The following is a 15455-nucleotide window of genomic DNA, read 5'->3' as shown; positions in this document are numbered from 1 at the left end:
CCCCGCTTCGGCCCAAGCCCTGCCTGTGAAGTGCGGTGCCTATACGAGGCTTCGGCAGGCTTGGCAAGGCCCCCGAAGCCCTGCGCCGGTCTCAGCGCCCCGGCCGATGGCTGCTGCCCAGATGCTTGCGCAGCGAGGAGGGCCCGGGTTTCTTGCGCCCGGCAAAGGGATTCTTGTCGTTCTGCCCCCGGAACCAGAGCCGGATCGGCACGCCCGGCAGGTCGAAACTCTCGCGCAGGCCGTTGACCAGGTAGCGCTTGTAGCTTTCCGGCAGCAGCTCGGGCAGCGAGGCCATGACGACGAACCCCGGCGGCCGGGTCTTGGCCTGGGTGATGTAGCGCAGCTTGATCCGGCGGCCGCCCGGGGCCGGCGGCGGATGCGCCTCGATCATGCCGGACAGCCACTGGTTCAACCGCGCCGTCGAGACCCGGCGATTCCAGATCTCGTGCACCTTCACCACCGCCTCGGCCAGCCGGTCCAGGCCGCGGCCGGTCTTGGCCGAGACCGTCACCAGCGGCGCGCCGCGCAGTTGCGGCAGCAGCCGGCCGAAGCTCTCCTTGAGCTCCTTCAGCTTGTCCTGCTTGTCGTCCTCGAGATCCCATTTGTTGACCGCCACCACCACGGCGCGGCCTTCGCGCTCGGCCAGATCGGCGATCCGCAGATCCTGCTGCTCGAAGGGGATCTCCACGTCCAGCAGCACCACCACGACTTCCGAGAATTTCACCGCCCGCAGCCCGTCCGACACCGAGAGCCGCTCCAGCTTGGCCTGGACCTTGGCCTTCTTGCGCATCCCGGCGGTGTCGAAGATCCGCATCGGCACCCCGCCCCAGTCGGTGGTCACCGAGATCGCATCGCGCGTGATCCCGGCTTCCGGCCCGGTCAGCAGCCGTTCCTCGCCGAGGATCCTGTTGATCAGGGTGGACTTGCCGGCATTGGGCCGGCCCACCACTGCCAGTTGCAGCGGCTTCTTCGCGGTCGGGCGCCAGTCCTCGCCCGCCGCCGACGCCTCGTCCAGTTCCTCCGGCAGATCGATATCCGTATCCGGTGCCTGTTCCTGTTCCGCCGCCGCGCGTTCGGCGAATTCGTCGGCGATCGGCATCAGCACCTGCATCAGGTCCGACATGCCCTCGCCATGTTCGGCCGAGATCGCCAGAGGTTCGCCCAGGCCCAGTTCATAGGCTTCCAGAAAGCCCGCCTCGCCCGCCTGACCCTCGGACTTGTTGCAGGCCAGGATGACCCGCGCCGCCGACTTGCGCAGGATCTCGGCAAAGATCCGATCCGCCGGCAGCACCCCGGCCCGGGCGTCGATCAGGAACAGGCAGACATCCGACAGCGCCACCGCCCGCTCGGTCAGCCGCCGCATCCGGCCCTGCAGGCTCTCGTCGCTGGCCTCTTCCAGCCCCGCCGTGTCGATCACGGTGAACTTCAGCGGCCCGAGCCGCGCCGCGCCGTCGCGCAGGTCGCGGGTGACGCCGGGTTGGTCGTCGACCAGCGCCAGACGCCGCCCGACCAGGCGGTTGAAGAGCGTCGATTTGCCGACATTGGGACGGCCGACAATGGCAAGGGTGAAAGACATCTTTGGCTCCGATCAAGCGCGCCGGATACACCCAAGCGCGGCGCAAGGAAAGCCCGGCGTCGCGGCAGCCCGGCGCCCCTGCCCGGCTTCACCGGGAAAATATCCCGGGGGTGAGCCGCAGGCGAGGGGGCAGCGCCCCCTGCGACGGCCCCGGCCCGAATACCCGGGTGAAGGCTTCGCGCAGCAGGCCGTGCCCGGGCGCGGCTCGGCTCAGCGATAGGCGGCGAGGGTGCCCTTGGCGGTGACGACATAGAGCACTCCGCCCGCCACCACCGGGTTCGAGGCCGCGCCGCCGGGCAGCGCGACCTGTCCGGCCTCGGCGCCCGAGACCGGGTCGAACAGCCGGATCAGCCCGTCGGTCGAGGCGACCAGCAGCCGCCCGCCGGCCAGCAGCGGCCCGTAATGCGCATAGACGGTCTTCAGCTTCTTCGGCTTGGCCTTGACGTAATTCGGCAGCGCGGTGCCCCAGATCCTCGCCCCGGTCTCGGCGTCCAGCCGCACCAGCTCGGCATTGTCGGAAACCAGGAACAGCGATCCGCCGACCGGGATCACGGCGCCATAGGTGCCTTCGGTCGCGGTCCACAGCCGTTCACCGGTCCCCGCGTCCAGCGCCACCAGCCGCCCCGAGGCATTGCCGGCATAGACCCGGCCATCGGCCAGCACCGGATCGCCCGAGATGTCCGAGACTGCCGCATAGACCTTGCCGCGGCGCTGGCCCGAAACCGTGGTGGCCCAACTCCGCACCCCCGAGAGGCGCAGGACCGAGACGACCTCGCCCGAGGCGAAGGGCAGCACCGCGATCCGGTTATCCACCGCCGGACCGGCACCGCCGACATAGCCCTCGACCGAAGGCGTGCCGGTCACTTCCCAGATCACCTTGCCGTCGCCGGCCCGGATCGCCCAGGCATGGTTGTCGCGGCCCATCACATACAGGATGTCGCCCACCACCGTCGGCGCCGCCGAGCCGACCGCACCGATCTTCTGGCTCCAGATCACCTGGCCGCTGGCCGGATCAAGCGCGGTCACGGTACCGAAACCCGACGTGGCGAAGAGCTTGCCGCCGGCAATCGCCAGCCCGCCGCCCGAAGCATCGCCGTCGCGGTCGCCGGGGGTTGTCAGGTCGGCGCTCCACAGCGCCTCGCCGGCAGTGGAATGCGCCATCACCGTGGCTTCGCTGTCCAGCGTGAAGATCCGGCCGCCATCGACCACCGGATCGGCGGTGATCCGGTGCTTGCGGTCATTGCCGCGACCGATCTTCACCGTCCAGAGCGGGGTCAGATTGCCCGAAAGCGCCAGGTTCGGCAGCAGATGCGCGGGGTTCAGGCCGCGCTGCGGCCAGGAGGCCGGCGACTGCGCCGCCGGCAGGGCCAGCGGCCGGGTCCGGTCCTCTTCCGCGGCAACGTCGGCCAGCGGCAGCGGCACCGCGGCCCCGGCCACCTCGCCCTCGGGCATCGAATCCGTCAGCGGTGCGCGGAGATCGAATCGCTCTCCGGGAAGGATCAGCTCGCGGTTTCCGCAGCCCGAGACCATCGCCAGCGCAGCCAGCAGCCCGATGCCGAAAGACCCGATCCGCGTTACGTCCTGTCGCGTCACTTGCCGCCCTCTTCCCCTGCGCGCCGGGATCGCCCCGGTTCCGCTGTTGCCGCGAGCCCGGGTCGGGTCTCCCCTTCCCTGCCCGCCTCATCCGGCCGGGCTAGTTGCCCGGCGTCCCGCCGATCGCCACCATCAACTGCTTGGCGCGTCGCTGCAAGGCCCCCGAGGCCTCGCTGTCCTCCGACAATGCCTCGAGCCGCTCCAGCGCCTTGTCGGTCCGCCCGGCGGTGATGTCGATCAGCGCGATCTGTTCCTCGGCCAGCACCCGGTACGGCGCCCCCGGCGTCGCCAGAGCCTCGAATCCGGCGATGCGCTCCGCCTCGTCGAGATCGTTCAACAGCAGCAGACGCCGGAACGCCGCCAGATCGCGGTAGACCGCCGGAATCTCCGGGTCGGCCGCCAACTCGGCCAGCTTCGGCGCATCGGCCTTGGTGGCGGCGCCCAGCAGCGTCAGCAGCGTCGCCTGGTTCTTGTCCTTGGCGGTGATGCCTTCCAGCGCCGCCGCGCGATCTGCCGGATCGGCCTTTTCCAGCGCCGCGATCACCGCGTCGCCAAAGGCCTGGGCGCGGGCCCGCTGCCGCGACGCGTCCCATTCCAGCCAGGCCGACCAGCCGACGATCAGCACGATGGCCAGGACACCGATCCAGCCATATCTGCGGAACAAGGCGAACAGCCGGTCACGGCGGACCTCTTCGGTCACCTCGTCGATGAAACTGTCGGGATTGCTGCTCACACCCCTGCCCCTTTTTTGGTCGTTAGCTGACAACGCTGCCCTCTCATACTCCGAAGCCCGTCCGGCGGACAAGTGCGGCGGCGGTTCGTCGGGGCGCTGCGGGCGCTGAACTTGCACCTGTGGCGCGGAACCTATAGATTTTCGGGGATTTGGGGCCAATTCGGCCCTTGCAGTGGGCAGTCTGCGATCGGGCATGGCAATCTGCTTCGGTCGGCAGCAGATCGGGCGGAGCGAGCGGCGAGAGATGCGACTTTTCCCGATCCTGACGGCAGCCCTGGTCGGCGCGGCGCTTTATGCGCTGGTGATGGAACGCGACTGGCTGCTGCAACTGGCCGGCCGCGACCCGGCGGCCGAAGCCGCCGCCGACCCGGAACCCGAGCCCGAACTCGCCCCGCCTGCCGAGCAGGAAGCCGCCGCGCAGCGCCCGGTCAAGGTCGTCTCGCTGCTGTCGCGGGCGCAGGAAGTGCCCAATGCGGTGCTGGTCCGGGGGCGGACCGAAGCGGCGCGGCAGGTCGAGGTGCGCGCCGAGACCTCTGGGCTGGTGATCTCGGAACCGACACCGCGCGGCGCGCGCGTCTCGGAAGGCGATCTTCTCTGCCGTCTCGACCCCGGCACCCGCGAGCAGGCCCTGGCCGAGGCCGAGGCCAGGCTGGCCGAGGCCCGCGCCCATCGTCCCGAGACCCAGGCCCGGATCGCCGCCGCCGAAGCCGCCTTGTCCGAAGCCCAGGCCCGAATCCCCGAGGCCGAAGCCCGATTGGCCGAGGCAGAGGCCAGGCTGGCCGAGGCGGAACTGGCCTATCGGCAGGCCGAAAGCCTGAAGGACCAGGGATTCGCCTCGGACAACCAGCTGAACTCGGCCCAGTCGGCGCTGCAATCCGCCCGCGCCGGGGCCAGCGCCGCCAAGGCCAATGTCACCTCGGTCAGCGCCGGGGTGCGCAGCGCCGAAGCGGCGATCGAACAGGCCCGTGCGGCGGTGCAGGCGACCGAGGCCGGGATACTTGCGGCCGAGGCCGGGGTCGGCGCCGCCCGGCGCGAGATCGAGAAGCTGGAAATCCGGGCGCCCTTCTCGGGCCTGCTGGAAACCGACAGCGCCGAGCGCGGCAGCCTTCTTCAACCCGGCGGGCTCTGCGCCACCGTGGTGCAGCTCGACCGGATCCTGCTGGTCGGCTTCATTTCGGAGACCGAGATCGCCAAGGTCCGCGAAGGCGCCCGCGCCGGGGCACGGCTGGCGGACGGGCGCGAGGTCGCAGGCCAGGTCAGCTTCCTGTCGCGTGCCGCCGACGAAGCGACCCGGACCTTCCGTGTCGAGGTCACGGTGGACAATCCGGACCTCTCGATTCGCGACGGTCAGACCGTCGAAATCCTGATCGAGAGCGATCCGGCCCGGGCGCATCTGCTGCCCGCCTCGGCGCTGACGCTCGACGATGACGGCAGGCTCGGGGTGCGGCTGGTGGCCGATGGCCTGGCACGGTTCCACCCGGTTTCCGTCGTGCGCGACAGCCAGGACGGGATGCTGATCACCGGCCTGCCGGACGAGGCCGAGGTGATCGTCGTCGGTCAGGACTATGTCACCGACGGCGTTGCCGTCGAGGCGACCCGGACCGAGGGGCTCTGAGCATGTCCGGGCTGATCGACTGGGCTGCCAGCCGGGCCCGCATGGTTCTGGCCTTCATCGTGATGTCGATCCTGGCCGGCGCCATCGCCTATGTCGGCCTGCCCAAGGAGGGCGAACCGGATATCGAGATCCCGGCGCTCTTCGTCTCGGTCCCCTTCCCCGGCATCTCGGCGCAGGATTCGGAAAAGCTGCTGGTCCGGCCGATGGAAACCAAGCTGGCCGATCTGGACGGGCTAAAGAAGATGACCGGCACCGCGGCCGAGAACTACGGCGGCATCGCGCTAGAGTTCGAATTCGGCTGGGACAAGACCAAGACCATCGCCGACCTGCGCGACCGGATGAACACGGTCGAGGCTTCCTTTCCCGCCGGCGCCGACAAGTACACGATCAACGAGCTGAACTTCTCGGAATTTCCGATCCTGATCGTCAACCTGTCCGGAGATGTGCCCGAACGCACCCTGCTGCGCCTGGCCAAGGCGATGCAGACCCGGCTCGAATCGCTGGACCCGGTGCTCGAGGCCGGGCTGGCCGGGCAACGCGACGAGATGCTGGAAGTGGTGATCGACCCGCTGCGGCTGGAGACCTACAACGTCACCGCCGGCGAACTTCTGGCCGCGGTGCAGAACAACAACCAGCTCATCGCCGCGGGCGAGGTCGAGACCCCGGGCGGCAGTTTCTCGGTCAAGATTCCCGCCAGTTTCCAGGCCCCTCAGGATGTCTATGACCTGCCGGTGAAGAAGAACGGCGACCGGACCGTGACCCTGGGCGATCTGGCGACGATCCGGCTGACCTTCGAGGATCGGACCGGCACCGCCCGGTTCAACGGCCGCGACACGGTCGCCCTGCAGGTGGTCAAGCGCAAGGGCTTCAACATCATCGACACCGCGGCGCTGATCCGGTCCGAAGTCGAGGCGGAACGCGCCAGCTGGGACCCGGAACTGCGCAAGGCGGTGCAGGTCGGGCTGTCGAACGACCAGAGCCGTCAGGTCGCCTCCATGGTCGGCCAGCTGGAAGGTTCGGTCCTGACCGCGATCGCGCTGGTGATGATCGTGGTGCTGGCCGCCCTGGGCAGCCGCTCGGCGCTGCTGGTCGGCTTCGCGATCCCGACCTCCTTCCTGCTGACATTCGCCTTCCTGGCCATCATGGGGGTGACGATCTCGAACATCGTGATGTTCGGCCTGATCCTGGCGGTCGGGATGCTGGTCGATGGCGCCATCGTGGTGGTCGAATTCGCCGACCGGCGCATCTCGCAGGGTGTCGGGCCGATGCATGCCTTCACCGACGCCGCCAAGCGGATGTTCTGGCCGGTGGTCTCGTCCACGGCGACGACGCTCTGCGCCTTCCTGCCGATGCTGTTCTGGCCCGGCGTGGCGGGCGAGTTCATGGGCATGTTGCCGGTGACGCTGATCTTCGTGCTCTGCGCCAGCCTGATCGTGGCGCTGATCTATCTGCCGGTGATGGGTGGGGTCGCGGGCCGGATCTCGCGCATCTTCGACCGCACCTCGGCCCGGCTGCGCCGGGTTCTGCCGGTCTGGCCGCTGCGGGCCCTGCTGGTGCCACCTTCACTCTGGCTGGCCTTCGCCGGGGCCATGGTGGTGCTGAACCCGGCCCGGATCGGGCTGCAGGGCAATCTGGGCAGCCTGGCCGGCGGGGCGATGTTCCTGGCCGGGGCGGCGCTGACCTCGATCACCATGGGCGCGGTGACGATCACCCGGAAGCCGACCCGGATTCGCGCCGGGTATCGCCGCAGCCCCTTCGGCCATTTCATCGCCCTGATCACCGGCAACCCGGTCATGCCCTTCGTGGCCATCGGCGCCGTGCTGACCTTCGTGGTCATCACCTTCCAGGTCTATGGCGCCAACAACAAGGGCGTCGAGTTCTTCGCCGCGACCGAGCCCGAGCAGGCGATCATCTATGTCCGGGCCCGGGGCAACCTGTCGCTGGAAGAGAAGGACCGGCTGGTGGCCCAGGTCGAACAGGTGGCCCTGACCGAACCCGGGGTGCATACCGCCTTCGCCTTTGCCGGAGCGGGTGGTCTGGGCAATGCCGCCTTTGCACAGGGACCGCGCGATTCCATCGGTCAGATCCAGATCGAGACGGTGCCCTGGGAGGACCGCCGCGACATTCCCGAACTTGACGGCGATCTGGTGCTGGAACGTCTGCAGGCGCGAATGGACGAAATCCCCGGCATCAAGACCGAGGTGCTGAATCTCGCCATGGGGCCGGCCTCGTCGAAACCGGTGCATCTGCGGCTGACCGGAGAGGACTGGGACGCCCTGACCGAGGCCGCCATCAGGGTCCGCGAGAAGTTCGAGGCGACCCCGGCCCTGACCGGGATCGAGGATACCCTGCCGCTGCCCGGCATCGACTGGCAGATTGCCGTGGATGTCGAGAAGGCCGGCCGCTTCGGCGCCGATGTCGCCTCGGTCGGCGGCATGGTGCAGCTGGTGACACGGGGCATCCTGCTCGACACCATGCGGGTCGACAGTTCCGACGAGGAGATCGAGATCCGGGTCCGGCTGCCTGAATCCGACCGGGTGCTGAGCACGCTCGACACGCTCAAGGTCCGCACCAGTTCGGGGCTGGTGCCGCTGTCCAACTTCATCACCAGAAAGGCGGTCCGCAAGGTCGGCCAGATCGACCGCTTCGACCAGCAGCGCTTCTATGACGTCAAGGCCGGCGTGGCGCCGGGCCAGACCACCGAGGACGGCACCGCGATCACCCCGGCCGAGCGCATCGCCGGGCTGACCCGTTGGCTGGAAACCGATCCGCTGCCCGATGGAGTCTCGTGGCAATGGACCGGCGACCAGCAGGAAGAGGCCGACAGCCAGACCTTCCTGATGCAGGCCTTCCTCGGCGCCCTGGGGCTGATGTTCGTGATCCTGCTGGCCCAGTTCAACTCGATCTACAACGCGGTTCTGGTGCTTCTGGCGGTGGTGCTCTCGACCACCGGGGTGCTGATCGGGATGCTGGTGATGGATCAGCCCTTCGGCATCATCATGACCGGCACCGGGATCGTCGCGCTGGCGGGGATCGTGGTGAACAACAACATCGTGCTGATCGACACCTATCAGGACCTGGCCCGCTACATGCCCCGGATCGAGGCGATCATCCGCACCGCCGAGATGCGCATCCGTCCGGTGCTGCTGACCACGATCACCACGATGGCGGGGCTGGCGCCGATGATGCTGTCGCTGTCGCTGGATTTCATCAACGGCGGCTATTCGATCAACTCGCCGGCAGCGCAGTGGTGGACCCAGCTGGCCACGGCGGTGGTCTTCGGTCTCGGCATTGCCACGGTGCTGACCCTGGTGCTGACCCCGGCGATGCTGAGCCTGCCGGTCTGGATCGGCGCCGGAGCCTATCGGCTGGGGGCGGTCGGCGCGGCGCTGATGCTGGGACGCCAATCACGCCCGGCCCGCGACCTGGCACAGCGCCGGGCCGCCCGCGAGGTGACATCGCCGGAAATCCTCTGGGACACCGCCTGGCCGCCGCCGCAGCAGGACGCGGCATGGGGCAGCGCGGAAGACGGCGAAGAGCATGACGACCTGCCGCCGCTGGACGCCCCGACCACGGCCCTGATGGAGCGCGCCCGGCGGTTGGCGGAAGCGGAGGCCGGGGACGAAACCGAAGAGCAGCCGCCGAGCCCGGATCAGTCCGGGGATGGCCCGCAGCAAGGCGAGGAGGACCCCGGCGACGGCGACCCGGGCGACGGCGACCCCGGCGATGACGAAAGCGGCGGCCCGCCGATGAAGGCCGCCGAATAGGGCCCGGCGCTGCCATGCCCCGACCCTACTCCGCGGCGATCTCGTCCTCTTCCGCCGCCTGCCGCTGCCAGAGCACCGCATAGCGCCCGCCCTTGGCCAGCAGCGCCTCGTGGCTGCCCTGCTCGACGATCCGGCCATCTTCCAGCACCACGATCCGGTCGGCGTCGGCAATGGTCGAAAGCCGGTGCGCGATGACGATCACCGTGCGGCCGCGGCCCATCGCCTTCAACTCGCCCTGGATGCTCTGCTCGGTCTCGGTATCCAGCGCCGATGTCGCCTCGTCCAGCAGCAGGATCGGCGGGTCCTTCAGCAAGGTCCGGGCGATGCCCACCCGCTGTTTCTCGCCACCCGAAAGCTTCAGCCCCCGTTCGCCCACCTTGGTCTCGTAGCCCTGCGGCAGGCCGGAGATGAAATCGTGGATATTCGCCGCCCGTGCCGCTTCCTCGATCTCGGCCTGGCTGGCCTCGGGGCGGCCGTAGGCGATGTTGTAGCCGACGCTGTCGTTGAACAGCACCGTGTCCTGCGGCACCACGCCGATCGACCTGTGCAGGCTGACCTGGGTCACGTCGCGCAGGTCCTGGCCGTCGATCGTGATGCTGCCGCCGGTGACATCGTAGAACCGGAACAGCAACCGCCCGATGGTCGATTTCCCCGAACCCGAGGACCCGACGATGGCCACGGTCTGACCGGCCGGCACTTCCAGCGTCACGCCCTTCAGGATTTCCCGGTCCGGGTCATAGGCGAAATGCACATCGTCAAAGCGCAACGCCCCGCCGGTGATCTTCAGCGGCGGGGCTCCGGGCGCATCCACCACTTCCGGGGGCTGGCCCAGCAGGTCGAACATGTCGGCCATGTCGATCAGCGCCTGGCGGATTTCCCGATAGACGGTGCCGAGGAAGTTCAGCGGCATGGTGATCTGGATCATGTAGGCATTGACCATGACGAAGTCCCCGACCGTCATCACGCCCTTGCCGACCCCGATCGCCGCCATGACCATCACCCCCACCAGCCCGCAGGTGATCAGCACCGCCTGGCCGAAGTTGAGGAAGCTCAGCGAATAGGTCGTCTTCAGAGCCGCCGCGACATATTTCTCCATCGCACCGTCATAGCGCTCGGCCTCGCGCGCCTCGGCGCCGAAATACTTGACGGTCTCGAAGTTCAGCAGACTGTCGATCGCCTTCTGGTTGGCGTCGGTATCCTGATCGTTCATCACCTTGCGCTGCTTCACCCGCATCTCGGTGACCGCGAAGGTGAACCAGGTGTAGAAGGCGATGGTGACGAAGACGACGACCAGATACCAGGCGTCGAAGAGATACCAGAGCACCCCGGCGATCATCAGCAGTTCCAGGATCAGCGGACCGATCGAGAACAGCATGAAGCGCAGCAGGAATTCGACCCCCTTGACGCCGCGCTCGATGATCCGCGACAGGCCGCCGGTCTTGCGGGTGATGTGATAGCGCAGGCTGAGCGCATGGATGTGCCGGAAGGTCTCCAGCGCCAATTGCCGCAGGGCCCGCTGGCCGACGGCGGCGAAGATCACGTCGCGCAGCTGCTGGAACCCGACCGACATCAGCCGCGCCATACCATAGGCGACCGTCAGCCCGACCGCCCCGGCGCCCAGCGTCCAGGCGATGTCCGCCTGCCCGTCGCCCGACAGCGCATCCACCGCAGCCTTGTAGAAGAAAGGCGTGATGACCGAGACAACCCGCGCCAGGATCAGCGCCGCGATGGCCAGCACCACCCGGTATTTGACCCAGGCCTGACCCTCGGGCCAGAGATAGGGTGCCACACGCTTGACCGTGCGCCAGCCGCTGCCCTTGTAGCGCCCGTCCAGCCGCGCCTCGCTTACCGTTGTTCGTCGCAATATCCGCCCTCGCTCGCCGCTCACATAGGCGCGAGCCGCGGACATGACCAGAGGCAGAGGCGCTATCGGCCCGGCAAATCGCTATTCGGCCCCGGCCTTTGGCACGTCGAAGACCTGGCCGGGATAGATCAGGTCGGGGTCGCGGATCCGGTCGCGGTTGGCCTCGAAGACCCGGACGTAGAGCACCCCCTGGCCGTAGTTTTCCTTGGCGATTCCCCACAAAGTATTGCCCGGCTGCACGATCACCGACATCCGTTGCGCCCCCGGTCCGGTGCCGACCTCGCGCAGCTCCGGATTGGCCGCGACGATATCGGCGGCGGCCTCGCGCAGGAACGGCGTCTCGGCCCGGCTGGTCACGGCGCCCTCGGCGTCGATCTCGTCAACCCGCAGTGTGTAGACGCCCTTGTCCACATCCGGCAGGTCGGTGCGCCACTGGCCATCGGCATCGACGGCGGCGGTGATGACCTCGGAATTGTCGATATAGACCCGCACGAAGCCGTCCGCCGTGCCGCGCCCGGTCAGGATCACCTCTCCCTCGGTGTCATAGGCGATCGAATCGATGGCCACCGAGTCCAGCACCGCAGGCGCACCCCCAGGCTGCAGCACCTTGATCCCGGCTTCGTCGGCCAGCAGCACCCGGGGCGGGGCCGGGCTGGCGGCGGCGGCCGGCGCCGGGCCGAGCGGCGCCACGGCGACCTGCGGCGGTGCCGCTTCGGCCCCGGGCAGCGCGGGTTCGTCCGGCGCGAGCGCTGCGACGCGGGGCGCGACGGCGGGTGCAGGTTCCGGTGCCGCCGCCTCTGCCGTCTCGGCCGGGCTCGGGTCTTCCGCCACTTCCGGAGCCGTTTCGGGGGCCGGGTTTGCCAGCAAACGCGCGACGGCTTCACCCGACGCCGGCACGGTTGAACCAGGCGTGAGCTCGGCCAGAGCCGCGGCGGCCCCGGCCCCGACCGGATCGGGCCCTTCTTCGGAAACCGCAGCGACGGCAGCAGCCCCGAGCGGTGCAGCCTCGTCCGGCAGAACCCTTGCCGCCGCCTCGCCGAGCGCCGGTGTGTCCGCGGCCAGCGCCTGCGCCGCGGCCATGCCCAGCACCGGGCCTTCCGGGCCGCGCGGCAGGGCCAGGGCGTCCTCATCCCCCGCAGCGGCCAGTGAACCGGCCACATCGGGAACTTCGAGATCAGGTGCGACCAGCGCCGCCACCGCGGCCCGGGCCGCCTCGGGCAACTCGGGAGCCGCCTCCGCCTCGGCCACCGCCACCGGACCCGCATCGGGCGTGACCGCAGGCGCCGCGTCGGCGGCTTCCGGCGCGGCCTCCTCGGGCAACTCGGGAGCCTCCTCTGCCTCGGCCACTTCCACCGAACCCGCATCGGGCGTGACCGCAGGCCCCGCGTCGGCAACCTCCGGCACGGCCTCCTCGGGCATGTCGGGCTTGGCCGAGGCCGGTTCGTCCGGCGCATCCGGGGCTTCGGGCACGGCGTCCTCAACCGATGCCAGATCGGCACCGAGCGGTGCGCCCTGCCCCTCCGCCAGTTCCGTGGCGGCAGGCTTGTCGGCCGGGACATCCACAGCCGCGGGTTCCCGGGCCGCCATGTCCTCGGCCAGTTCCTCCGACGCCGCCATGCCACCGGCTTCCTCCGGCCCGGCGGGGGAATCGACCGGCGAGGCGGCAGCCAGTTCGGCCGCCCCCGCTTCGCCGGTCCCATCCGCAGCATCGGGCGCCGGCACCTCCTCGGCCACGACCGGCGGCGCGGGTTCCAGCAGCACGGTTTCGGTGGACAGCAACGGCTCGGCCCCGGGCTGGGCGGCACTCAGCCGGATTTGCCGCACCGCATCACCGGGCGCGATGGTGGTCAGGATGACGAACTGCCCCCGGCGATCCGCCGCGACCTCGGCCAGAGGCTCCCCATCGACCAGCAGCGACACCAGCGCTTGCGGTGCCGCGGTTCCGGCGATCACCGCGCTGCCGTCGGCCTCGACCCGCACCACGTCGAAACGCGGTTCCGGCACCGGCGCGACGGCGGGTGGCGCCGGCGCCGCCGAGGTGATGGTCTCGGGGGCCGCCGTTTCGGGCGCGGCATCGGCTGCGGGCTTGTCCGGTGTCACATCGGCCAGGGCCGACGCCTCGGGCGTCTCCGCCCCGGCCTGCGGCAGCTGCCCGGCATCGGCCTCACCAGAGCCCGCCTGCTTCGCATCGCCGCCGAACCGGGCCATGCCGAACCAGCCCAACGCCGCCACAACGGCCGCCGCGCCGACCCATACCGCAATTCTGGCCGGTCCAGCACCGGCCGCCGCCTTCGCCATAACCCATGGCCCCCTATGGCCGCGCTGCCCTGGTCAGGCGGCGCTTGAGCGACCATAGCAACCCGTCTATCAGGGGTCAAAAGCCGATTGCGACACGTGCTGTTGCGCACGGCCTGTTGATCCATCCGTGAAAGGTCCCGCCGATGCCCGACTTCTCTCTCTGTGTCTATTGCGGTTCGCGCCCCGGCGCCCGGCCCGGATATGTCGCCGCCGCCGAGGACCTTGGCCGGCTCATCGCCGCCGAAGGCTGGCAACTGGTCTATGGCGCCGGAGATGTCGGGATCATGGGCGCGGTGGCGCGGGCGGCACAGAGGGACGGGGCCGAGACCTTCGGGGTGATCCCGATCCACCTGATCCAGGCCGAACAGGGCAAGCGCGACCTCACCCGCTTTGTCGTCACCGAGACCATGCACGAGCGCAAGAAGGTGATGTTCATGAATGCCAACGCGGTGGCCATGCTGCCGGGCGGCGCCGGTTCGCTGGACGAATTCTTCGAGGTGCTGACCTGGGCGCAGCTCGGCCTGCATGACAAGCCGATCGTCCTGATAGATGTCGAGGGCTACTGGCAGCCACTGCTGGCCCTGATCGACCATTGCATCGCCGAGGGCTTCGCCGATCCCTCGCTGCGCGCCGCGATCACCGTGGTGCCGGATGTGGCCGAAGCCCGGAAGGTTCTGAAGGCCGCCGCGGGCTGACCCCGCCCTGAACGAAGAAGGGCCCGCCGAAACGGCAGACCCCCCGGATTTCGTCGGCTCGCGGCTCAGAGACGCGAGGCCACGTTTTCCCAGTTCACCAGATTGTCGAGGAAGTTCGACAGGTAGGCCGGCCGCTTGTTGCGGAAATCGATGTAATAGCTGTGCTCCCAGACGTCGCAGCCCAGTAGCGCGGTCTGGCCGAAGCAGAGCGGGTTGACGCCGTTCTCGGTCTTGGTGACCTTCAGCGATCCGTCGGTGTCCTTGACCAGCCAGGCCCAGCCCGAGCCGAACTGCGCGGCGCCGGCAGCGGCGAACTCTTCCTTGAACTTGTCCACCGAGCCGAAGCTTTCGGTGATCGCCTTCTCCAGCTCGCCCGGCATCGGGCCCGACTTCGGCCCCATCATTTCCCAGAACTGGGTGTGGTTCCAGTGTTGCGAGGCGTTGTTGAAGATGCCCGACTGCGCCACGGCGCCGGCCTTGTAGGTGCCCTTGACGACCTCTTCGACCGACTTGCCCTCCCACTCGGTCCCGGCGATCAGCTTGTTGCCGTTGTCGACATAGGCCTTGTGGTGCAGGTCGTGGTGATACTCGAGCGTTTCCTTCGACATGCCGGCCGCAGCCAGCGCGTCATGGGCATAGGGAAGATCGGGAAGTGAGAAAGCCATTTCGGAGTCCTTTCCTGAGGGGGTGTTCGCTGGCCATATACCTGTGCCGGTCCGGGGGCATCGTCAACCCCGACCGGCGACGTCGGGGAAACCCGCACGGCCGGCGCCGGGTTCCGGCTCAGATCGGCAGTTCCGTCGTCGCCTTGATCTCCTGCATCGACAAGAGCGCCGTCACGTTGTGGATTTTCACTTCCGAGATCAGCGCCTGATAAAAGGTGTCATAGGCCCGGGCGTTGCTGACCCGGACCTTCAGGATATAGTCGATCTCCCCGGCCAGCCGATGCGCTTCAAGCACCTCGGGGCGCTTCGAGACCGCTTCGAGAAACTTCTGCTCCCACTCCAGATCATGTTCCGAAGTGCGGACCAGAACGAAGAAGCAGGCTTCGAAGCCCAGGGCCTCCGGGTCCACCGTCACCCGCTGCGGCCCGATCACCCCGGCCTCGCGAAGCTTGCGAATCCGGTTCCAGACCGGGGTCTTGGAACTGCCCACCGCCTTGGCGATCTCGTCCAGCGAACGGCCCGCGTCGCGTTGCAGCTCGATCAGGATTTTCCGGTCGGTTTGATCAATTCGGACAGCCATTCCGCTTTTCCTTCCGTGACGGCGATTTCCTCCCGGCTGCGGCGCATATCGGAACGTGCGTCCTTATTC

General features: G+C 68.8%; 10 protein-coding genes. 3 read left to right on the top strand and 7 right to left on the bottom strand.

From position 1 onward, the window contains the following. Positions 1-91 precede the first annotated feature (91 nt). From der to NUW50_RS18635, 3 genes are all read right to left on the bottom strand, one after another. Positions 92-1576 (bottom strand): ribosome biogenesis GTPase Der, encoded by a 1485-nt coding sequence (gene der / locus NUW50_RS18645; RefSeq protein WP_258290687.1) that lies wholly within the window; start codon positions 1574-1576, stop codon positions 92-94. A 210-nt stretch (positions 1577-1786) separates the two neighbouring features. Further along, the gene (locus NUW50_RS18640; RefSeq protein ID WP_338001370.1) at positions 1787-3169 is read right to left on the bottom strand and encodes a PQQ-like beta-propeller repeat protein; all 1383 of its coding nucleotides are present in this window, start codon (positions 3167-3169) and stop codon (positions 1787-1789) included. A gap of 100 nt (positions 3170-3269) precedes the next feature. Continuing rightward, positions 3270-3902, bottom strand: coding sequence for a hypothetical protein (locus tag NUW50_RS18635; RefSeq protein WP_258290686.1), 633 nt, complete (start codon positions 3900-3902; stop codon positions 3270-3272). 244 nt (positions 3903-4146) lie between these two features. Here NUW50_RS18635 and NUW50_RS18630 point away from each other — a divergent pair, with 244 nt between their 5' ends. Continuing rightward, complete coding sequence (locus tag NUW50_RS18630; protein WP_258290685.1) at positions 4147-5517, top strand: efflux RND transporter periplasmic adaptor subunit; 1371 nt, start codon at positions 4147-4149, stop codon at positions 5515-5517. A 2-nt stretch (positions 5518-5519) separates the two neighbouring features. Next, complete coding sequence (locus NUW50_RS18625; protein ID WP_258290684.1) at positions 5520-9284, top strand: efflux RND transporter permease subunit; 3765 nt, start codon at positions 5520-5522, stop codon at positions 9282-9284. A gap of 25 nt (positions 9285-9309) precedes the next feature. Here the strand turns inward: NUW50_RS18625 and NUW50_RS18620 are convergent, their stop codons facing one another. Both NUW50_RS18620 and NUW50_RS18615 read right to left on the bottom strand, forming a co-directional pair. Then, positions 9310-11148, bottom strand: coding sequence for an ABCB family ABC transporter ATP-binding protein/permease (locus NUW50_RS18620; protein ID WP_258290683.1), 1839 nt, complete (start codon positions 11146-11148; stop codon positions 9310-9312). An 81-nt stretch (positions 11149-11229) separates the two neighbouring features. Beyond that, entirely contained in the window at positions 11230-13446 is a 2217-nt protein-coding gene (locus tag NUW50_RS18615) for a LysM peptidoglycan-binding domain-containing protein (RefSeq protein ID WP_258290682.1), read from the bottom strand. 143 nt (positions 13447-13589) lie between these two features. Between NUW50_RS18615 and NUW50_RS18610 the strand changes: the two genes are divergently transcribed. Then, the gene (locus tag NUW50_RS18610) at positions 13590-14141 is read left to right on the top strand and encodes a TIGR00730 family Rossman fold protein (protein ID WP_258290681.1); all 552 of its coding nucleotides are present in this window, start codon (positions 13590-13592) and stop codon (positions 14139-14141) included. Between the two features lie 65 nt (positions 14142-14206). Here the strand turns inward: NUW50_RS18610 and NUW50_RS18605 are convergent, their stop codons facing one another. Together NUW50_RS18605 and NUW50_RS18600 are read right to left on the bottom strand one after the other, a co-directional pair. Continuing rightward, positions 14207-14806, bottom strand: a complete 600-nt coding sequence (locus tag NUW50_RS18605; protein WP_258290680.1) for a superoxide dismutase — start codon at positions 14804-14806, stop codon at positions 14207-14209. Positions 14807-14924: 118 nt separating this feature from the next. Beyond that, the gene (locus NUW50_RS18600) at positions 14925-15386 is read right to left on the bottom strand and encodes an Lrp/AsnC family transcriptional regulator (RefSeq protein ID WP_258290679.1); all 462 of its coding nucleotides are present in this window, start codon (positions 15384-15386) and stop codon (positions 14925-14927) included. Positions 15387-15455: the final 69 nt, after the last annotated feature.

This window comes from Frigidibacter sp. ROC022 (genome assembly GCF_024723735.1).
GTDB lineage: Bacteria > Pseudomonadota > Alphaproteobacteria > Rhodobacterales > Rhodobacteraceae > SLM-1.
The sequence above is the reverse complement of the archived record's forward strand: the minus strand, read 5'-3'. Positions and strand labels throughout refer to the sequence as shown.